This window comes from Thermodesulfobacteriota bacterium (assembly GCA_025062045.1).
In the GTDB taxonomy this organism is placed as follows: Bacteria; Desulfobacterota; Syntrophorhabdia; order Syntrophorhabdales; family JANXAF01; genus JANXAF01.
Map to the genome: position 1 here is coordinate 1 of JANXAF010000008.1, position 20,128 is coordinate 20,128.

Sequence of the window (20,128 nt, forward strand, 5' to 3'; positions counted from 1 at the left end):
CGGAAAGTAAGATAAGAAAGATCTTTTTTGCTATCCCTATATGTCTTACCTCTTCCTCAACATAGTGCATTCCTGCTATAAGTCCAAAAAGGATGAAAAAGACAACAATCCATCTTTTAAGCTTCGTAACTATCGCTTTGTCTACAATATAAGGCGTCTTTGAGGCGTAGGCGGCAAGCCTAGGTAGGAAAAATTTCTGTAGCGCTATTCCAAAAAGAATAAAAAAGGCAAGAATTAGGATAGCATGGCTAAGATAGTTAACGTTCTCCATCATCTATTTACCAAAAATTCCTATCTATAAGCGAAAAAACCCACTTTAAGTTCGCTAGAGGAATGATTCCATGTTTTTCATCCTAAAACCTTTAAGCTCAGCTTTACATACATTTTTTGCCTGAACCATGACTCTATGGCTTTCGCCAATCCCTTCCGGAACAAGGAGAGCTTTAATCTTCATAGAGTCTTCAAGGTCGATTCCCCCGTAAAAAAAGTAAGGTATTACATTTTCAAGCCCCATCGATACCAAATAAGTTCCAAGTGGTGCGAATCCAAAAGTCTTAAGTCCAGCCTCCTCACCCCATACTTTTAGGGCTGAGAAATTCACGTGGGCTGTTATGTCCTGCTCTCCGATGTTTATGTAAGGGTTTTTGTGAAACCTGTGTTTATAGTAACAGAGAAGCGTCCCATCTGCTCTGTCGTGGCTAAAATACTCTTTCGATGTAAGGCCGTAGTCTATCGTGAGGACAAATCCTTCATCGAGTCTTTTTGCTAACTCCTGAAGGAAGGTTCTGGCTTTAAGACAGACTTCAGTTTTGAAACCTCTCTCAAAGCTGACTGAGAATTGCTCAAAGTATTCTTTTATCGATTCTTCTGCATCTTTTGCTATTTCCCTAAAACCAAACTCATCAAAAGTAACAAATATCTCCTTTAAGTCTTCTTCCATTACAACCCTCTTTACTGGAAAAGAATCGAAAAGTTCGTTTGAGAGAAAAACGCCTTTGACGGGGGGTAGATCCGAAAGATGAGAAAACCAAAAAACATTTGAGAAAATGGTGAGTCTCTTTTTTTGAATGCTCATAAGATAGGGGTTTTTTTCGATCATGACGTAAGATATGGAGTGAAAAAAGTCCGTATCTGACTGGTAAATAAAGCTTAAAATGTCATAAGCTAAAGTTCCATCTCCTGGGCCAGCTTCGACAAGAAAAAAATTCTTAGGTTTTCCCATGAGCTCCCAAAACTCTTTAAGTTGAATTGCAATCAAAGCTCCAAAGATCCGATGAAGGTGCGGTCCTGTAAGATAGTCTCCTTTCCTTCCCCAGGGGATCCTTCTTCCCATATAGTAGCCAAGCTTTGGAGTGTAAAGGGCCATCTCCATAAATTTATCGAAGCTTATCATCCCCTTTTTCTTTATTTCTTCGATTATTATGTTCTCCAACTCACCCATCTCAAGCTTTATGCGCTTTCCTCTTCTTTTAGTGGTAGTCGTACTTGGATATCGATTGTTTTTACATCCGGTGTGTCTTCAGAAAGCGCGCATAGATCTCTCAATTTTTTCGCGGCGGGAAGTAGTCTCGCCTCTAAAGAACCTATAGTTTTGTTGTAGTTCGCGACTGCTCCACTTAAGGACTCGCCAGTCTTTATTAAGTGATCCAAAAAATTGGAAAGTCTTTCACATAACTGCTTTCCATGCCTCGCTATTTCGCTTGCATTCTCAACCATCCTGTGCTGCTGCCACCCGAAAGCTATTGCCTTAAGAAGCGCAAGGAGGCTCAATGGACTTGCAGGAAAAACTCTTTTCTCTATGGCAAAATCGAGCAGGCTCGGGTCCCGCTCAAAGGCAGAACTAAGGCATGCTTCGTTGGGCACAAACATGATGACGAATTCCGGTGCCTTTGCAAATCTTTGCCAGTATTCTTTGTCAGAAAGCTCCTTAACCCTTTCCTTTAAAGATCGCGCGTGGTCGGAAAGCTTTGCGTCTCGTGTTTTCTCATCCTGCGCTTCGAGTGCCTCGAGATAAGCCTGCATTGGTGTCTTTGCATCAAGGGCCAATACACCTTCGTTTGGCAAATAAATGATCATGTCCGGTCGCCTGTGGTCAGAGGTTGTCTGTTCTTTAAAGTCTACATGTTCCACCATTCCTGCCATCTCCACAAGCCGTCTTAGCTGGTACTCACCCCATTTGCCTCGAACAGTCGGAGATTTTAAGGCCTGAACAAGGCTCACAGTTGTTGTGTGAAGCTCCTTATGTGTTTGGGCCAGCTGTTTTAATTGTTCCTGCAATCCCTGATATGCCCCTTCCCTCTTCCTTTCCAGATCCCGGATATACTGATCGAGCGTCTTCAATGTCGCTTCTAGCGGCTCTACAATATTTTTAAACTCGGCCTTATGTGTTGAAAGATCCCCTTTCATCTGTGTAAGAAGGGTCTCAAGCTGGGAACGCGTATACTTTAAAAATTCCTCGGAGCTAGATTGCAAAACCTCTGACGCAAGAGCTTGAAAAACCTCCCTAAGTCGGTTTTGAGCCTCTTCTACCCAACGGATCTTCTCGCTGTCAAGCTCCTTCTCCTTTGTCAGTTCTGCAACTCTCGTTTTTAGATTTACGTTTTCTTCTCGCAGATCCGCAATTAGTTTTTCAATCTCCGGTAATCTTTTTGCGTTCTCTTCTGCCCTAGCTTTGGAGTCCAACGCCTCTTTTAGCTCAAGTTGAACCTCAAAAAGACGCTTTTTACTGTCCTCTATTTCCGTCTGCAAAGATCTGATCTGAGACTCTGTCAATGCATTTCTAGCCCTAAAAAGGAAGTAAAGTAAGCTTCCTCCGGTAACAAGGCCGAAAAGGAAAAAGATAAGATGGCTCGTTACATCCTCCATCTCTTCGGTCCTTCTCATCTCATAGGGAAACTCTTTAGGATCTCGGCTAGTGCCTGCGTAAAGTCTATGCCATAAGTGTTTTGCGTCCCGTTTTTCATATCCCTCAGTATGACGACACCGTTTTTTACTTCTTCCTCTCCTATAATGACGACATAATCTACCGAAAGACTGTTTGCGTACCGCATTTGAGACTTAAGCGACCTGTCATCAAGCTCATAGTAGACTGGTATGTTTTTATCGAGGAGCTGTTTTACAATACCAAAAAGTCTTTTTTTTGCCTCTTCACCTAGATAAGCAATGAAAACCTTGGGCACTTCCTTTTTTGGATAAGTCTCTAGAATCAAAGAGAGCCTCTCAAGCCCCAAAGCAAATCCTATCCCGGGTATATTGGGACCACCCATTTCTCTTACAAGGTTGTCGTATCTTCCTCCTGCTATGAAAGCCTTTTGGGCCCCAAGCCTTTCGGAGGTTACTTCGAATACAGTTCGCGTATAGTAGTCGAGTCCCCTAACTAGCCTGTTATTGTGGATAGTTTGAATTCCAAACCCAGCAAGAAGCTCTTTAAACTTTCCGAAATGGGCCATGCATTCCTCACAAAGAGACTCAAAGAGCAAAGGAGCATCCTGGGTTGCCGAGTGACACTCAGGTTTCTTGCAGTCAAAGATTCGTAAAGGGTTCTTTTTTGCCCTTTCCTTGCAGTCCTCACAAAGACAGGTCAACCTTTCATTGACGAACTCTGAAAATAATTTCTTATATTTTTCACGGCAGACCGAACAGCCAAGTGTGTTTATCTCTATCCTAAAGTCCTTAATTTTCAACTCACCGAGTATCAGAGTAATCAACCAAATGAGTTCAGCATCGATCAGCGGACCGTAAGACCCAAAAACTTCCACGTCGAGCTGATTGAATTCTCTGAATCTGCCTTTCTGGGGTCTTTCGTGCCTGAACATGCTACCGATAGTGAAAACTTTTGTAATTCTCTCTTTGGCGTAAAAATTTCCCTCAATATATGCTCTCACCATTCCTGCTGTTGCTTCCGGTCTCAAGGAGACGGAATCCCCTGACGCATCTATAAACGTAAACATCTCTTTTCTGACTATGTCCGTAGAATCACCTATACTCCGTACAAAAAGTTCCGTTTTTTCAAGAATTGGAATCCGCACTTCCGAGTAGCCGAGAAGTTCTAAGTATTTTCTCGAGACTTCCTCAATGATTCTGAATTTTTGAGCCTCTTCACCCGTTATGTCTCTAAATCCTCTAAGTCTCTTGATCATTGCAAATTTTCATGAAAGTTTTGAAGGGCTACTTTTCTTTTGCTGATTTGATGAGTTTCCAAGTCACTATTTCTGTGAGCACCGCAATGTCTTCAGCACAAAGATAGTCCGTTATGTTTTTATCGAATAAGATGTTGCCATTTGGAGGCACATCTTCATCCCCTTTCCACAGGATCATGTACATTCTAACGAGAGGTAACGGGAAAAGCGAAATTGACAGATCTCCGTATCTTTCCCTTTGACCTCCCAAAGTCTTTGAGACCTCAAGGAGCTTTTCAGGGTCTGAAGAAAAAAACCTCACCATCGGCTCTACCGTCCTTTTGTGAAAGACTGGGAAATAGAATCTTCCTCCTTCGATCTGAGCGTACGTTATGAGTTTGCCTGTCTCCGGAGAACCTTTTGCATCAGTAAGGTAGTGAAGGAGAATTATTCTATCCCTTAGAGGAAGTGTCTCATTTCCGTCTCCATCCAATATCCTTCCGGTCTTTATCTCCACCCGATACGGGTTATTAAGATAAGAGACCATGATCCTTTCCTCGTCGATCTTTTTAGATCCAGTTCTCGAGCAAATATCCTCAACATCCATTTTCGCAAGTTTTTCCTGCGCCATCTTTATGGCGAGTCCAAAAGCCTCTTCTGTGATGTTTTCATAAAGTATCATATCTTGCCTCCAAAAGAATTTGCTTTACCGATCGGGATGCTGGCGAATCTTCAGGAAGTAAAAATAAGGACTTTCCCTCAAGGTTGAAGGTTCTTACATTTTCATCGAAATAAATTCTTCCAAGAAGAGCTTCACCCGAACCTTTTAGGGACCCGATCGTTTCATCGGTGAACCTGTAATTGGCAACAAGGTAGAAATTCTTGTAATTTATCCGAACACCCCTTATTACTCTCTTTATCCTCTCTATGTGTTTTAGAGACTTCTCGGACGGATCAAGGATGACAAAAAGATCGTCAATGTCAGGTGTGACTTTTCTATTTAAATGTTCGAGACCCGCAGGAGAATCTACTAGAACCATATCGTAATCTTTTCTGAGTTTTTGAATCATATCTTTGATCATTTCATCGGGTAGGCAGTAGCATCCAGGAGCGAGTTTTGTTCCTAAAGTTACCAAATGGAATTTCTCTGCTTTGTAAATGATCGAACCATCCTTCAACCTCTCCTCAATAAGTTTAGGTGCGTCATCCTTCCTATCTTTGACCATTATATCGTACAAAGCTTCAGAAACTGTAACTTTTCCATTTCTTTCAAGATCTGCTCCAACCATTTTGGGAAGACTAGAATCCGGATCCAGATCGATAAGGAGGAGTCTTTCCACCTTTACGAATCTGGCAAAGAGTGCTGTAAAAGTAGATTTTCCGGCTCCACCTCTTCCAGTCACTACGTTTATTTGGGCCATTCAGATCAACCTCGCTTTCTCTAATATCTTTTTTGCGGATATAACCGCAGGCGAGTCGTCAGGAATTGATCTTAAAGACTCCCCTTTAAGATTTAGCTCTTCCACTGTCCTGTCGTACTCTATCCTTCCAATATAGGACAAATTCTTATCTTCAAAAAACTTTTCATCTGACTCCGTGAACATGTAATTGCCAACAACATTGAAGTTTGCGTATTTGATGCCAACCTCTTTTGCTATCTCTTTTACCCTCTTTATATGGGCTATTGACTTCTCCGAAGGGTCAATAATAACGAAAAGATAGTCTATTTCAGATACAATATTTCTGTTTAGGTGCTCCAATCCCGCTGGAGAATCAATAACAACATTTTTGTAATTTTTCACAAGATCCGAAATAGTCTTTCTCATAAGGTGGTCCGGAAAACAGTAGCAACCCTCCATATCCTTAGTTCCAAGAACGATAAGATCGAATCCACGGCCCTCGTAAAGAGCTTCTGTCCAGATAAGTCCCTTAAATTTATCCTCGACCGGGACTAGGGGGTCTCCACCTCTTTTCCTTTCGTCAACAACATCATAGAGTACTTCTATCACCGTTCTTTTCTTTTCCTTCTCCAAATCTATCCCCAGCATATCTGCAAGAGAGAGGTCAGGATCGAGATCGATAAGAAGGGATGGCTTACTCAGAAATCTGCTTATCAAAGCAACGAATGTGGACTTTCCAGATCCACCCCTTCCTGTTACAACTATTTTACGGGCCATATATTACTCCTTTCTGTAGTTTTGTATTTCTAGCTCTTTTAGCTTTTTTATGGGTGAGACCTTGATCACCGCACTATACTCAGGTGGACAAACGTTAAGACATGTGCCACACTTAACGCACTTCTCTTGGATAATATACTTCGGTTCTCCCTTATTACCACCCACCGCCTCAACAGGACACGTAAGTTTACAGTGCTCACAGGCCCTATCACACTTCTCGGGTATTATAAAATAAGCGATGAGACTTTTACAAACTAAAGCAGGACACTTTTTTTCTTCTACATGAGCCACGTATTCATCATAAAAGTAGCGCAAAGTGGTAAGAATAGGATTTGGTGCGGACCTACCGAGCCCACATAGGGAGCCGATTTTCACATCCTCTGCCAGTTCTTTGAGCTTTGTCAAATCCTGGGTCTCGGCTTCTCCTTTTGTTATTTTATCAAGGAGGTAAAAAAGTTGAAGCGTACCTATTCTGCACATCGTACACTTTCCGCAGGATTCCTTCTGGATAAAATCCAAAAAGAACCTTGCCATGTCGACAACACAATCATCCTCGTCCATAAAAATCATTCCGCCAGACCCCATCATTGAGCCGGAGGAGAGAAAGGCATCGTAATCGACGGGAAGATGAAAGAGAGAGCTTGGTATACAACCTCCTGACGGACCCCCAATCTGGATAGCCTTAATCCTTTTTCCTTCTCTCGGTCCCCCGGCTACTTCGTATACAAGTGTATTGAGAGTGACACCCATCGGAACCTCAGTAAGTCCAGGTTCTTTCACTTTTCCCGCCAGAGTAAAAATAGCGGTCCCTTTGCTCTTTTCCGTCCCAATAGAATAGAATTTCTCCCACCCATTCTCAATTATCCAGGGAACGTAGGAAAACGTTTTAACATTGTCCACCAACGTGGGCTTTCCGAAAAGTCCTCTTTCAGAAGGGTAAGGAGGTCTAAATCTTGGCTCACTCCGTTTCCCCTCAATCGCGAAAATAAGTCCCGTCTCCTCCCCAGCAACGAATGCTCCCGCCCCTTCTATCACTTGAATGTTGAAAGAAAATTCGGTTCCCATTACACTTTTTCCAAGTATCCCTAACCTTTCCGCATCGTCTTTTGCCCTTCTTACCATTTCCAATGCACGTTGGTATTCTGCTCTAACGTATATGAAACCTTCATTGGCGTTCACCGCATATCCGGCAATAATCATCCCTTCCAGCATCTGATGAGGATCGCTTTCCAAAATTATCCTGTCCATAAATGCACCAGGATCGCCTTCATCCGCGTTGCATATCACGTATTTTGGCTCATCCTGCATTTTTGCACATTCTTCCCATTTTATACCGGTTGGAAAACCGGCCCCGCCTCTTCCTCTAAGTTCTGACTTTTTTATCTCATCGATTACCATTTCTCTGGGAAGATGAAGTGTTTTTTCTAATGCGCTATATCCACCAACGCCTATGTAGTGCATAATGTTTGTGGGGTCTACAATCCCACATCTTCTAAGAAGAATCCTCTTTTCAAATTCGAACCGTTTAAGTTCTGGTATTATTGGAGCTCCTTCCTCGTCAAATTCTATCGTTCCAAGAGCAAGTTCAAGGCACGGATCATCTCCTTCAATGTAACCTTCCACCAGTCTTCTCACTGAACTCGAATCCACATTTCTGTATACCACGTTAAAAGACCCGGGCTTGAAAATTAAAACGAGAGGCTCGGCAAAGCAAAGTCCCATACAACCAACTTCCAGGACCGGTATCTCTATGCCTCTTCTTTTTAGTTCGCTTGATAATTCACGGACTACCTCATCTGCTCCAGCTGCTTTTCCACACGTAGGTGTGCCGACTAGGATATGTGTTCTAAGGCTTAGGTCTTTAACGTACCTTTCCGCTTCTCTTTTTATCTTCTCGAATCTCAATCCGATCCTTTTTCCCCAAGTCCTATGAGCAGTTCTTCGAATTTTAGAGGAGACATTCTAGGATAAACTTTCCCGTCTACAACAACGACTGGGGCTAGCATACAACAGCCAATGCATGCTACTCTTTCGAGACTGAATCTAAGATCCGGAGTTGTATCGCCAACCGTAATTTTGAGCTCCCTTTCAGCAGCCTCTAAAACTCGCTCTCCGCCAGAAAGATGGCATGCAGTACCCATGCAGATCTTTATGTGTGTTTTACCTTTGGGTTTTAACCGAAAGACATTATAAAAGGTAGCAACCCCCCAAATCTGAGATTCTGGTACGCCGAAAAGGGTTGCTACCTCTTTTAGCTTTTCCTCAGGTAAGTATCCGAAATCCTTTTGAATCCGAATTAGGGTCTCTATAATTTTTGAGCCGCTACTTGGCTGTTCCTCCTTTTTTTTCATTTCCTTAACGTCTTGGCAAACTCAGGTAGAAATGCACCTATACCGGTTGCTTCCCTCGGTCCGACAACGACTTCCCAGCCGGGAAGCGCGTCTTCAAGTTCGCCCTTGATCCGGGCAACCCTTCCCGGTATTACGAGTTTTCTGTGCCTAACTCTTGCTTCAATCCCACTCTTTTTAATCATACTGGCCACTGAATCTCCGGTAAACTTCCCTGCTGCCCATCCCGTGAGAACTCCAAGACCATCAGTGTCTTTAACGCAGAGGAAGGATGGCACCTTTGTGGCCTCTATGGCCGATGAAACTATGAAATACGTAAGCGCCCAGTTCGAAGTCACAAGTACCGGAGAGTATTCGTCAGGCTCTCCAATCTCATAGTACTTTTCCTCCACAGCCATTGGGAACCTAGGATCCGTATAGATGTTGAGCCGCTGAACAAGCAAAGGAAGGAGAGTGTGTTCATCAAAATCGGAAAGCACTATGACAGACGCAAACTTTACTACGAAGACAGATGCTATAAGTATTTCCTCAAGGCCTCCGTCCTTTGCCATAAAGCATGGGAAAGCAATAGTAGGATAGCCCAAAGGTCTAAATCCTTGCTTAATGGCAGCCCTCCGTATGAACGTCTGATCCCTTATAGCGCCGAGTACATCCATTGATCCGGGATCCAGAAGAGCGTCATCTACACCGTACTCTTTCAGCTTTTTTGTAAGAGGAATAAGTTCTTCCACCGAGTTTGCCCGGACACCAACCGGAACTGGCTTCTCTTTGAGTTTAGGTATGGCGATCTCAATTTTTTCTTTGTCAATCGGGTAAAGGAGAGGTCTTCTTTCGTAAAGCAAATCCCTTGCCGCAAAAAGCGTATCGACATCCTCTGAGATCACAATGAGTGCCTTGTCCGTTAGACTTGCAACCTTTTTGCAAAGATTGAGAAACCTTTCTCTCTCTTTGGACTCGTTAAAAAGGGCAACCATCTCAGCTTTTAGAGTGAGACCAACCCAGGGAAACTTAAAATCCGAAACCTTTCTTACCTTTTCTTCAATTTTCCCTTCAGGCTCTAAATCTGAAACAAGGATTCCGATACCAGGTGGATGAAGGTACGTCTTTTCGTGTCTGTATATAACCTCTTCGTTTCCTACTTCCACCTTATTTTCTCCGGTTCCGATTGTGACCAGTTTTATTGCTGGAGCAAGCATGTCCTCGAGTTTAGCCTTAGCTTCTTCCGAAAGATGAGGACATTTATCAGGGGTAACACCACCTGTTGCCAACTTCATGGCAAATGCAAAACATGTGGGGAAGCCGCAATCTTTGCATGGCTTCCTTCCAGGAAGAAGTTTTACAATTTCCGACCCTGATGCGGGCATACCGTACCTCCCTCAATCTCTCTTTCTAAGCCGGTAGCTGAACTTCACCTTTCACCCATGGATGGCCAACTTTCTCTAAGAACTCCACAAGTTCATCCACGTTTTTTACATCTTCCTCGGTAGCTATCTTATCGTAAAGCCCTTTCTCGATCAGAACGTCCTTATATCTCTCTTTCACCTCTTTAGGCATCCATACTATCCTTGCAAGCCCACCATCTGCCTGTAAGAACTTAGGAGACCTTAGCTGTTCGAGCCCTGTACCGAGTCTGCCCTCGATCTGTTTTCCTCCAGAAGTCTCTCCAGCCATTTTAGTAAATGTTATGCCAAGTACCGTAGGACCCTTGTATTCCCTGTGAACTATTCCAAATGCGTCGACCTCTGGAATGTAGAAGACTATGGCCTGGAAGCACCCACAGGATGTGTGTGGATATCCGAAGGCACTGTAAAGGTACACCCGGTTGTATGTTCCAAGCGATTTTTCTTCTACAACCTTATTTACTCCCTCGTATTCTCCTCTCACCTCATCGAGTAGCTCACCTTTAGGAATAGCGAAGATTGGACCCTCGGGATCAATCTTTGAAGCTGCCCTACCATCGAACCAGTTTATAGCACCACAGTTTGCGATTCTATTGGGAGCGATAACGCACATATGGGTTGGTGCAAAACTCTGACAGAGAACGCATCCGTAAAACGTATCCACATCTTCATCTTTTATCCGTCTTGCCCTCTCGTCCCTCTCCTGGTACCTCTTTAAAGCCTCAGGTAAAAGTTCTTTTATCTTTTCTGGGTCAGTGATTATAGTTGTCTGAATCTTCTCTATGATAGGCATTTCCGATGTGAATAGGAAGTTGTATATATGACCCAGTTCTTTGAGGGAGTTGAATCCCTTTTTATGCGCATCCCTAGATATCCTTATCCAGACATCCTGTCTCTGGTTCATGTGGTAAAAACCTTCTATGAAGTTTGTGTACATGTGGATCTTCCGCTCAATTATTGGTTCTGCGTCTTTGTCCAGATCCGAACCGGCAACATCTATGAGTATGGCAATAGGATAGGATCCACCCTTGTCCGTTTCCGGATCATATGGTTCAAGTTCGCTTATATCTGGACCTATAAGCTCAACCTTCTCATGCTCTATCTCTTCAGGACTCTTAATGGTTGCGAGCTCAAACTTGACTTCAGCCTTTGGACCGCCAAACTCCATAAAAAGATTGTCCTTTCTTATTACTTCGCCTTCGTATTGTGGTCCTATGTCTAGGTGGAATTCCATGCTTCTCCTCCTTTATTGTTGTTCTGATTTTAAATTCTCAATAACGCCGTCAAGGATTGCCTTCCACTTTTCGTCTTTAAATATGTTCGGCAACGAATAATCCGCATGCGGATGATAGTACTTACATAAGGTGAGAGTAGAAAGATGGGGAGCAAAATGTTTGAGAGTCGAAAGCCCCTGGTTTGCTAAATCGCTCCTTATTCCAAGGAAGATCACAAGATCGTGATTCCCTTCTCCTTTCACTCCCTTCCACTCGGGATCCTTTAAAGCATTAATAATCTCCACCGTGTCATAGACGCTGTCCGGTTTTACACCGTACTCTAAGAGTTTTGCCTTAGTGGTTGCTGTGGCGCAAATTGGAATGTTACCGGCTTTTGCTATATCTATGCAGTACTCTATTAAAAGTTTGTCTCCAAGGCTCACCTTTGTAGCTATTGGGCCAAGAACGAAGAGCGGTCTTTTAGCCTTCTTTATCTGTCTCACTATGTCTTTTGGGTCTTCGAGCGTCCTTGCGGTCCTTGTACCTGTCAGGGTATTAACCCTGTGGTAAGGGATTATAGGTGAAAGCTGACTCATGGTCTCCTCCTTTTAGCGTATAACTGCATCTACTGGTACCTTAGTAGGATACGTTCCTATCCAGGTTGGCAAACCAACAGGTTCCTTGGGCTTCCATCCGATGGAATCAAGGTAGGCCTTAACCTCTTTCTTGTAGACGAGAGGTATATCTGCATCCCTTCTAACATAAAGGTGAAGATCTTCGGGCAGACCCCCACCCATGTATTTCTTATAAAGCGAGATGTAGTGATTAAGCTTTATAGCTCTTCCCTGGGGAGTATCGTTCTTTCTAATGCAGAGCTTTGCAAGCGTTACCATAAGCTTTTCCTTTGTCTCGCACACATAGATGAGGTGTTCAGGAGAAGGCTCTCCGGTGTCCACAATCTGCTTCTTCCTGGCATCCATCACTCTCCAGTCGTCCTCCTCTTTTCTTGAGAGGTAGAGTCTTCTGTATTTTGAAGCAATCGGCCCCACAACAACGGGTATACCGAGCCTATTGCATCCTGTTGCTATAGCTGCCGCCTTCTGCGAATAGGGACCCCATGCCACCCCAACAGCTCCTACTCTATTCAAAACATAATCAGCCATCACTTCGTAGTTTGCCCTAAGGGGTAGTGCCGCAAAAATATTCGCTATCTTTATCGCCGCTCCTGTTATGTGGCTATTTGCCACACAGGAACCAACATTAACAACACAGCCCGCATCAAAATTGCCGGGGTACTTCTCATATATTGTCTTCCCGTCCGCGTCTTTCCACATCCCCGCAACCATTCCTGCACATCCCGAAAGGACAACTATATACTTTCTCTTTGCAAACTCCTCTACTACTTCTGCAAGATCCCTGTGGTCAGGATAGGAGGAACATCCGACGAGGGCTATGACCCCCGGAATAGTGCCCAAAGTGATAGGGGCACCAACATTCCTTATCTCCGTATCCATTATTGGTCCGCGGCCGGCTCTTATCTTCCATACCTCTTTACTTGCAGCCTGCTGCATTATCTTGAATATCGGTACATTTCTCGGACATTCCTCTTCGCACTTGCCACATCCGATACAGAGATTGAATATGTCTCTTATTGTGTCAAAATTACCCTTCGCAACTTCACTTATTCCCTTTCCTATGTTGAATAGGTTGGGACAAACCTGCTCGCACAAACCGCAGAGGCTACACTTCTTCGCGAGCTCTTTTGCCTCCTCTTCAGTAATCCATTCCTTTCTCCTCTTTGGCGCAATTTCCATTGCCACTTTTACAGCAACTTCCGCAGCCTTTCTGGGATTTAATATTACAAACTGCTTCTTTTCATCCACCATCTTCCGCACTATTTCATCTGTGTCCATGTTGGTTGCATCCTCAAGTCCATACATCGCTTTTTCCAGCGTAGCTATAAGGGCGGAACCGACTTTTGCTGCCTCTTGGGTGATATCAGTCCTTATGCACTGCTCATCCGTCATAATAACATCCGCAATTCCGCTTCTCACAAAGAAGAGCTGTCTTGAGAGTGGTCCGACGACCTTTGCTCTGTCAGAGTATCTTGCCGTCTCAAGAGCAGTACAGCATATCCCTCCAAACTCCACTTTGTCGTAAAGCCCACTCTCCCTCAAATAGTCTACGACGGCGGTAGAAGTTGCAGGATTGTGTCCGATAAAAAGAATGATCGGCTTTGTCTTGTCGAAAGCGTTCCATCCTAGATCTACAAGAGGTGTCTCGGCGACAGAGGTTGGATAATTAAAGCCACTGATCTGAGCAAGCTCGGCCACTTCCATCCCTACATGGTCGAGCATTCCGGCATGGAGAGCCTTGGATTCGTAATCTAGGTAACTTCCTTCCTGGCCAGTGTGTACTGAGCTTAAAAGGTGGGTAAGCTCTTTGTATATGTACTCAATGGCGACTTTCAGATCACCAAGCGTTTCTGGCTTCATTCCAAGAACAGTCCTTATGTGTGGAGCTTCAACCGCCACACCCTCGCCTAGATCGATCTTTTTGTCCGGACCGTACTTCTCAATAAGATAATCGAGAATATGAGCTGCGTGTCCTGTATGGCACGAACATCCGATAAGGCACGCAAGAAGCACAAGCCGAGCCTGTTGGGTGGCTATATCTATGCCACAGGCGCCCCGTCTATGTTCGGTAAGGTCGCACTTTCCAAATGTACAGATGCAACACATGTCGCAGAAAGGAGCGTAAAATGGTTTGTACGTTTTGAGCAATCTCATATCCCAGTTTCTCAGGTCTGAAAGTTCTGGCATAGGCGTAGGACCTACAGGTTCCCAGTTGAGTTCGGCCTTAATTTTCCGATAAACCTCTTCCAGCCTTTTGCTTAACTCTTTCAATTCCATACTTTGTTACCTCCCAACGTTTCTTTTACTAGCTTTAGTGTTTCAGGATGCCGCAATACTAAAAGATTTGCCCCTGCCAGAAGCAGTGTGATGGCAGTTATTCCCTCCCAAAGGATTCCTTGAGTCTTATTTTCCTTTGCCTGCTTTGTCTTCCAGCACTCACCACCCAGATTAGCTATAAGTGGCATCATTGTCATGGTGTCCTTTGTGATGATCCCTATCTGCTTTACCCTTTCCATGATAGAAAAACTGTACTCTATACCATAGCCAAGTGCAGAGGACAGAGGATCGATTACAACCCGTTCAGGCGGGAGAGTCTTGCAGAGCTTGATGTTCAGTTCCTTAAGGAGATTTATATCCAACGGGCTTTGCGCAATAGCCGCATGACCATTATCCAGAATGGCCTTTCCCAGTATCTCATAATTCTCTTTCTGCACAGGACCGATGAGGAGATTTTCTCCGTTACAGGCCTCGGCTACCTTTGCGAGCACTTCGCTATCTTTCTTTTCATCCCCGCATCCGTAAACGATTAGTGGTTTTTTAAGCTCAGAGAGCAATCTCTGAACAAGGTTCACTGCCACGTCTGGTGGGGTGTCCTTTTCCGCAGGATCAGTACTCACAAGCGTAAGGCAAATCGCATCGGCTCCATACTCCTCGCAACGTTTTGCCCATGCCACAGGATCTTTTAGGTTTTCGCCAAACGGTTCCCTTAGAAAGTCAGGCCAATCATGTGGTTCCATGTCTAGCACTTCTAAAGCGAATCTGGGAGGATTAGGGGCTTTTCCCTCATCAAAATAGTGGAATGGCAGAATGTTCTCCCCACCTATTTTTAAGGTTTTATCTCCCTTTCCGATCACAATTTCTCTCACAACCCCGGTGTATCCTTCCTTGGGTAATTTAAATTCCATCTCTACCTCCAAAGTTGACAAAAATTATTCTAAACTTATAACCTTCACATCTCAAGCCAAGCATCAGAATAGAGCGTCTCTCCCATAAGGACCTTGGCGGTCTTCACGTACTCAATCTCCTTTGGGGTAAGGACCGACATGTCTATCTCTTCTTTGTCCATAACCTTGTATATAAGTTCCCTTATGTTTGGCAACCCTCCTCTCGCAAGTAACATTAGTTCTTCGTCCAAAGGATCTGCAATTGCAGAGTAAAGTCCGCATCTTTCCAGCATAACAAGATAGGTTCTGTTTATGAGTGGCCTCAAGTGGTGAGGAACCCCGTTAGAGGTATTAGACAATCCAACAGTAGATTTCACACCAGGTAAAACCTCGGGCAGAATTTTTATAAATTCAAGATTCTCAACTGCTATCCTCTGGCCTTCACCCGCTGTACTTACTGGAAGAAGTATGGGATCTATCCAGATATCTTCGTTGGGAATCCCAAGGTCATTTGCGTATGCAACAGTATCGAGAACGCTTTCAACCTTGCTTTCAAGATCAGGGGGCATTCCTTTATCAGTCATAACCGATATCACAACGTCACAGTTATATTTTTTTGCCAGTGGCAACATGTTTTGCTTAGAATCGGTTTTTCCGGATGCCGAGTTAAGAAGAGGCCTCCTTTTGCAGTATTTGAGACCCGCTTCCATGGCAACGGGATTCATTGTGTCGATGGAAAGAGGAAGGTCGACAACCTCCTGAACACACTCCACAAGCCACCTCATTGTCTCCTCAGTATCCTTTTTGACTGGTCCTACGTTTAGATCAAGGTAGTCAGCGCCGGCTTCTTTTTGTTTGATTGCCAGCTCCTGTATCACTTTCGCATTCCTTTCTCGTATCGCCTGTGAAACCTCCTTCGCAATCACATGTATATTCTCGCCTATAATAATCATGAATCCCCTCCTTCGCTTTTTTCTTCCCCCTTAAAAGTGAAAGCCCCAACAGGGCATATACGTACAAAAGCATCGATATCTCCGCATTTTGTCGTGCCTATCGGTGCATCTAGAAAGGTTGTGACCCGTCTTTTAAACCCTCTATATGCGAAAGAGAGACATTCTAAACCGAGCTTGGAAGACAGATACACGCATTTTCCACACTGAACACATTTGTTCGGATCGAAAATAAAGACCCTGGATGAGCGATCTATTGGATAGGCGTTTAAAAACTTTTGATACTTTTCAGTTTTTAACCTTATCCTCAAAACCTTGGAAATTTTCTGGAGCTCGCAGACCCCATTCTTTCCGCAATTTCCACAGTCAACAGGATGGTTGCTCATAATAAGTTCAAAGGCGGTTTTTTGGAGTCTATATGCTCTTTCCCCTTTGGTCGTCACTCTCATACCGTCCTCTGTCTTAGTCGTGCAGGCGCATTTGGGGTCTGCCTCTCCTTCGATCTCCACAAAACAGAGTCTACAACACGCAGGTTGCTCGTCCTCTTCCTCTATGAAGCACAGATTTGGAATGTAGATACCGTTACGGAGAGCTACTTTTAAAAGATTCTCCCCGCTTTCACAGCGCACTTCCTTTCCATCTATCAACAAAGTGGCCTCTGGCACTTTACTTTATTCCCGCGTGGAGCTTCAAGGCCTTAAGAGTGTTTACCATCAACATCGTTATAGTCATAGGACCGACACCGCCAGGAACGGGAGTAATCATGCTGGCCTTCTCCTTTACGGCATCGAAGTCAACGTCTCCACAAAGCTTAGCCTTTCCGTCGGGAGTTGTGCCTATTCGGTTCACACCGACATCTATCACGACCGCTCCTTCTTTTACCATGTCTGCAGTTATGGCTTTGGGCTTTCCAGCAGCCACGATGAGAATGTCAGCCCTTCTCGTATGGGAGGCAAGATCTCTGGTTCCGGTATGACATATTGTTACAGTCGCATTTGCCCCTTTCTGTTTCTGGATCAAGATATTGGCAATGGGCTTTCCAACGATATTCGACCTGCCCACCACAACTACGTCCGCACCCTCAATCTGAACTCCAGAACGTATAAGGAGCTGCTGAATACCTGCGGGTGTGCATGGAAGAAAGTCGGGCTCCCCAATCATGAGTTTACCCACATTTACAGGGTGAAAGCCGTCCACATCCTTTTTAGGATCGATGGCGTAAAGGATATTGTTTTCATTTATGTGTTTTGGAAGGGGAAGCTGAACTAAGATTCCGTGGATATTCGGATCCTTGTTGTATTTATCTATCAGTTTAAGAAGCTCCTCTTCGGTTATGGTTTCTGGTTGGTTTTCCTGAACCGAATAAAAACCGAGTTCTTTTGCGGTTTTCTGTTTTCCGGTCACGTAAGAGACAGAAGCTGGATTTTCCCCAACAAGGATCGTCACTAGTCCGGGAACAAGGTTATATTTTTGTTTTATCTCTTCAACCTCCTTTTTAATCTCTTCCCTTATCTGCTGGGCTATCTCATTCCCATTTATTATTTTCGCAGGCATTTTCTACCCCCATAAATAGATTAACCCGGTCACGAGGACCGGGTTTGACACTTAGAATAGACCCATGACTTTGCCGGTATTTACGTCCACATCTATCCTTCTGTAAGCTGGATCAGAACCAGTTCCAGGCATAAGGCTTATCGTTCCGGTCATGGGACACACAAATTTCGCACCTGCAAAGATGAGGATGTCTCTGACCGGAAGGATCCATCCTTTTGGAACACCTTTCTTTGTGGGATCGTGGGAGAGACTCAAGTGGGTCTTTACCATCATCGTCATGAAGTCTTTCATGTTCGGGTCGGACTCTATCTTTTTAGCCTTTGCCTCTGCCTCCGGTGTCCAGGAAACTCCGTCGGCCCCGTAAACTTCCTTCGCTATCACTTCCACCCTCTGCCTCAGTGGCATTTCAAGAGGATAGAGGAACTTAAACTCAGTTTTCTCGTTACATGCGTCAAGGACCGCATCTGTGAGTTCCAACGCACCTTCTCCACCTTTTAGCCAGTGTTCAGATACTGCGCATCTCGCGCCCGCCTGTTCGGCATATTTCTTAACAACGGCTATCTCTTCTTTTGTATCGGTGTGGAAAGTGTTAATGCAAACAACCGGGGTGATTCCTGCCTTCTTTATAATGCTTAGGTGGTGGAGCATGTTTTCGACGCCTTTTTCTACAAGAGCTACATTCTCCTTGGTGTACTCTTCAGGAAGTGGCCTTCCAGGAACAACCGTCGGTCCTCCTCCATGCATTTTCAGTGCCCTGATCGTTGTAACGAGAACGGATACGTTAGGTACAAGCCCACTCAGTCTACATTTCACGTTCCAGAACTTCTCAAATCCAATATCAGCACCGAATCCACTCTCTGTTACATGATAGTCGAAGAGTTTGAGCCCCAATTTGTCTCCGATTATTGAAGATTGACCTACCGCTATGTTCGCGAAGGGTCCGGCATGAACAAGACATGGCTGATACTCAGTTGTCCACATGAGTGTCGGATGAATCGTATTTCTCATCCAGGCACACATTGCGCCCGCTACTTCTAGATCAGAAGTTGTTACAGGATTTCCTTTCATATCGTAGGCAACGATTATCTTCCCTATTCTTTCGCGCAGATCCTTAAGATCGGTGCATATGGAGAGGATTGCCATAAGTTCGGAGCTGACAGTAATCTGGAATTTCGACTGCATCATGTAACCATCCATCTTTCCGCCGATTCCTATAATTATGTTTCTTAATGCCTGGGCGCAAAAGTCTATTGCCCAACCCATCTCAACCGCTGTGGGATCAATGTTAAGCCTTCTTAGCCCTCTTTTCGCCAGTTCTGCATCATCGTAGTTCCTTTCGTGCTGCATCCTTGCTGTTAGAGCAACCATAGCTAGATTATGAGCGTTCGTTATGGCATCGATATCTCCTGTAAGCCCGAGTGAGAATTCCGTCATGGGGATAAGAAGCGCTTTTCCTCCGCCAGCTGCTGTTCCTTTTATGTTAAAAGTAGGTCCTCCGGACGGCTGTCTGATGCATCCTCCAACATTCTTTCCTCTTTTGCCAAGACCTTCAATAAGCCCCATAGTTGTTGTTGTCTTACCCTCTCCGAGAGGCGTGGGTGTTATGGCTGTCACCTCAATGTACTTTCCATCAGGTCTGTCTTTTAACCTTTCCATTACCTTCATATAATCGATTTTGCAGAGCCTTCCGTAAGGAATGATCTCGTCCTTTTTCAGTCCGAGCCTGTCCTGGGCCTCTTCAAGAGTGGGCATTGTCTCTTCCGCAATTTCCGCTATCTGCCAGTCAGCAAGCTTTCTTGGGTCTGCCTCTTGGTATCTTTTGGAGATTGTAAAAGGCATGACTCATCCTCCTTGTGGGTTTTTTGGTAACAAGTGATATTTGTCACATTCTGGTAATTATTAATAAATGGAGAAGGAATTTGTCAATAAAAATTTTGTGGCTCGAAAACGACTGAGCTAGAATATTTTCCTTGATTTTTCCCGAACCGAGTTCGTAAAATTGATCCAATGGACAGAGAAAGCGCGCTAAGTATCCTTCGGTTGTATCTAACTAATCACAATCTTATAAAACACAGTTTGGCAACTGAAGCATGTATGAAAGGTCTTGCGTCTCGACTAGGAGGAGATGAATTAAAGTGGGGACTTTGTGGACTCCTCCATGACATTGACTATGAAGTCGTAAAAGGAAATATGAAGATGCATGGCATAGAAGGGGCGAGGATTCTAAAAGAACACGGATTTGATGAAGAGATATGTAATGCTGTTCTATCTCACAATGACGTACACGGCATATCTCCTTATTCGCTTATGGCGAAAGCTCTCTTTTGTGTTGACCCTCTCACGGGCCTTATCGTTGCCGCAACTTTGGTTTTGCCTTCAAAAAGTATAAACGACCTAAAATGTGAAAATTTACTCAACCGTTTCAAGGAGAAAAATTTCGCAAAGGGAGCAAAAAGGGAGATAATTTCAAAGTGCAAAGAGTATCTCGATATGGACCTTTACGAGTTTTTTTCCATATGTCTCGAAGCAACAAAACTAATAGGAAAAGACCTAGGTCTTTGAAACAAT

19 protein-coding genes are annotated in these 20,128 nt (G+C 44.2%); 1 reads left to right on the top strand and 18 read right to left on the bottom strand.

Annotated features, from left to right (window positions below; all coding sequences use genetic code 11):
* From NZ583_06520 to NZ583_06605, 18 genes are all read right to left on the bottom strand, one after another.
* Positions 1-274, bottom strand: a 274-nt coding sequence (locus tag NZ583_06520) for a hypothetical protein (protein ID MCS7281261.1), incomplete at its 3' end; no start/stop codon positions are given.
* 51 nt (positions 275-325) lie between these two features.
* Complete coding sequence (locus NZ583_06525) at positions 326-1,441, bottom strand: SAM-dependent methyltransferase (GenBank protein MCS7281262.1); 1,116 nt, start codon at positions 1,439-1,441, stop codon at positions 326-328.
* A gap of 8 nt (positions 1,442-1,449) precedes the next feature.
* Positions 1,450-2,883 carry a DNA recombination protein RmuC gene (gene rmuC / locus NZ583_06530; protein MCS7281263.1) on the bottom strand — a complete coding sequence of 478 codons (1,434 nt, stop codon included), beginning with the start codon at positions 2,881-2,883 and terminating at the stop codon, positions 1,450-1,452.
* Complete coding sequence (gene hisS, locus NZ583_06535) at positions 2,880-4,139, bottom strand: histidine--tRNA ligase (protein MCS7281264.1); 1,260 nt, start codon at positions 4,137-4,139, stop codon at positions 2,880-2,882. Before hisS ends, rmuC begins: the two co-directional genes overlap by 4 nt.
* A 28-nt stretch (positions 4,140-4,167) precedes the next feature.
* A complete protein-coding gene (locus NZ583_06540) occupies positions 4,168-4,800 on the bottom strand; it encodes a DUF3786 domain-containing protein (GenBank protein ID MCS7281265.1) in 633 nt (210 codons plus the stop codon).
* Entirely contained in the window at positions 4,787-5,539 is a 753-nt protein-coding gene (locus tag NZ583_06545; protein MCS7281266.1) for an AAA family ATPase, read from the bottom strand. Before NZ583_06545 ends, NZ583_06540 begins: the two co-directional genes overlap by 14 nt.
* Entirely contained in the window at positions 5,540-6,295 is a 756-nt protein-coding gene (locus NZ583_06550; protein ID MCS7281267.1) for an AAA family ATPase, read from the bottom strand. It lies immediately after the preceding gene.
* A 3-nt stretch (positions 6,296-6,298) separates the two neighbouring features.
* Positions 6,299-8,200, bottom strand: a complete 1,902-nt coding sequence (locus tag NZ583_06555) for an SLBB domain-containing protein (protein ID MCS7281268.1) — start codon at positions 8,198-8,200, stop codon at positions 6,299-6,301.
* Positions 8,197-8,646, bottom strand: coding sequence for an NADH-quinone oxidoreductase subunit NuoE (gene nuoE, locus NZ583_06560; protein MCS7281269.1), 450 nt, complete (start codon positions 8,644-8,646; stop codon positions 8,197-8,199). Before nuoE ends, NZ583_06555 begins: the two co-directional genes overlap by 4 nt.
* Positions 8,643-10,007, bottom strand: coding sequence for an acetyl-CoA decarbonylase/synthase complex subunit gamma (gene acsC / locus NZ583_06565; protein ID MCS7281270.1), 1,365 nt, complete (start codon positions 10,005-10,007; stop codon positions 8,643-8,645). Before acsC ends, nuoE begins: the two co-directional genes overlap by 4 nt.
* Before the next feature lie 25 nt (positions 10,008-10,032).
* Positions 10,033-11,277, bottom strand: coding sequence for a CO dehydrogenase/CO-methylating acetyl-CoA synthase complex subunit beta (gene cdhC / locus NZ583_06570; protein ID MCS7281271.1), 1,245 nt, complete (start codon positions 11,275-11,277; stop codon positions 10,033-10,035).
* A gap of 12 nt (positions 11,278-11,289) precedes the next feature.
* Positions 11,290-11,853 carry a CO dehydrogenase/acetyl-CoA synthase complex subunit epsilon gene (cdhB, locus tag NZ583_06575; protein MCS7281272.1) on the bottom strand — a complete coding sequence of 188 codons (564 nt, stop codon included), beginning with the start codon at positions 11,851-11,853 and terminating at the stop codon, positions 11,290-11,292.
* Between the two features lie 12 nt (positions 11,854-11,865).
* A complete protein-coding gene (gene cdhA, locus NZ583_06580; GenBank protein ID MCS7281273.1) occupies positions 11,866-14,169 on the bottom strand; it encodes a CO dehydrogenase/acetyl-CoA synthase complex subunit alpha in 2,304 nt (767 codons plus the stop codon).
* Positions 14,160-15,077 (bottom strand): acetyl-CoA decarbonylase/synthase complex subunit delta, encoded by a 918-nt coding sequence (locus tag NZ583_06585; GenBank protein ID MCS7281274.1) that lies wholly within the window; start codon positions 15,075-15,077, stop codon positions 14,160-14,162. The genes cdhA and NZ583_06585 overlap by 10 nt, the downstream gene beginning before the upstream one ends.
* A 44-nt stretch (positions 15,078-15,121) precedes the next feature.
* On the bottom strand, positions 15,122-16,009 hold the full coding sequence (locus tag NZ583_06590) for a dihydropteroate synthase (protein MCS7281275.1): 888 nt from the start codon (positions 16,007-16,009) through the stop codon (positions 15,122-15,124).
* A complete protein-coding gene (locus NZ583_06595; GenBank protein MCS7281276.1) occupies positions 16,006-16,656 on the bottom strand; it encodes a 2Fe-2S iron-sulfur cluster-binding protein in 651 nt (216 codons plus the stop codon). Before NZ583_06595 ends, NZ583_06590 begins: the two co-directional genes overlap by 4 nt.
* Positions 16,657-16,672: 16 nt before the next feature.
* Positions 16,673-17,560, bottom strand: a complete 888-nt coding sequence (gene folD, locus NZ583_06600) for a bifunctional methylenetetrahydrofolate dehydrogenase/methenyltetrahydrofolate cyclohydrolase FolD (protein MCS7281277.1) — start codon at positions 17,558-17,560, stop codon at positions 16,673-16,675.
* Between the two features lie 51 nt (positions 17,561-17,611).
* Complete coding sequence (locus NZ583_06605) at positions 17,612-19,399, bottom strand: formate--tetrahydrofolate ligase (protein MCS7281278.1); 1,788 nt, start codon at positions 19,397-19,399, stop codon at positions 17,612-17,614.
* 168 nt (positions 19,400-19,567) lie between these two features.
* Between NZ583_06605 and NZ583_06610 the strand changes: the two genes are divergently transcribed.
* Entirely contained in the window at positions 19,568-20,122 is a 555-nt protein-coding gene (locus NZ583_06610; protein ID MCS7281279.1) for an HDIG domain-containing protein, read from the top strand.
* Positions 20,123-20,128: the final 6 nt, after the last annotated feature.

Excerpts from the sequence above, each read along its gene's own strand:
- NZ583_06525 (MCS7281262.1), bottom strand. The coding sequence starts at position 1,441 with ATGGGTGAGTTGGAGAACATAATAATCGAAGAAATAAAGAAAAAGGGG.
- rmuC (MCS7281263.1), bottom strand. The coding sequence starts at position 2,883 with ATGAGAAGGACCGAAGAGATGGAGGATGTAACGAGCCATCTTATCTTT.
- hisS (MCS7281264.1), bottom strand. The coding sequence starts at position 4,139 with ATGATCAAGAGACTTAGAGGATTTAGAGACATAACGGGTGAAGAGGCT.
- NZ583_06540 (MCS7281265.1), bottom strand. The coding sequence starts at position 4,800 with ATGATACTTTATGAAAACATCACAGAAGAGGCTTTTGGACTCGCCATA.
- NZ583_06545 (MCS7281266.1), bottom strand. The coding sequence starts at position 5,539 with ATGGCCCAAATAAACGTAGTGACTGGAAGAGGTGGAGCCGGAAAATCT.
- NZ583_06550 (MCS7281267.1), bottom strand. The coding sequence starts at position 6,295 with ATGGCCCGTAAAATAGTTGTAACAGGAAGGGGTGGATCTGGAAAGTCC.
- nuoE (MCS7281269.1), bottom strand. The coding sequence starts at position 8,646 with ATGAAAAAAAAGGAGGAACAGCCAAGTAGCGGCTCAAAAATTATAGAG.
- acsC (MCS7281270.1), bottom strand. The coding sequence starts at position 10,007 with ATGCCCGCATCAGGGTCGGAAATTGTAAAACTTCTTCCTGGAAGGAAG.
- cdhC (MCS7281271.1), bottom strand. The coding sequence starts at position 11,277 with ATGGAATTCCACCTAGACATAGGACCACAATACGAAGGCGAAGTAATA.
- cdhB (MCS7281272.1), bottom strand. The coding sequence starts at position 11,853 with ATGAGTCAGCTTTCACCTATAATCCCTTACCACAGGGTTAATACCCTG.
- cdhA (MCS7281273.1), bottom strand. The coding sequence starts at position 14,169 with ATGGAATTGAAAGAGTTAAGCAAAAGGCTGGAAGAGGTTTATCGGAAA.
- NZ583_06585 (MCS7281274.1), bottom strand. The coding sequence starts at position 15,077 with ATGGAATTTAAATTACCCAAGGAAGGATACACCGGGGTTGTGAGAGAA.
- NZ583_06590 (MCS7281275.1), bottom strand. The coding sequence starts at position 16,009 with ATGATTATTATAGGCGAGAATATACATGTGATTGCGAAGGAGGTTTCA.
- folD (MCS7281277.1), bottom strand. The coding sequence starts at position 17,560 with ATGCCTGCGAAAATAATAAATGGGAATGAGATAGCCCAGCAGATAAGG.
- NZ583_06605 (MCS7281278.1), bottom strand. The coding sequence starts at position 19,399 with ATGCCTTTTACAATCTCCAAAAGATACCAAGAGGCAGACCCAAGAAAG.
- NZ583_06610 (MCS7281279.1), top strand. The coding sequence starts at position 19,568 with ATGGACAGAGAAAGCGCGCTAAGTATCCTTCGGTTGTATCTAACTAAT.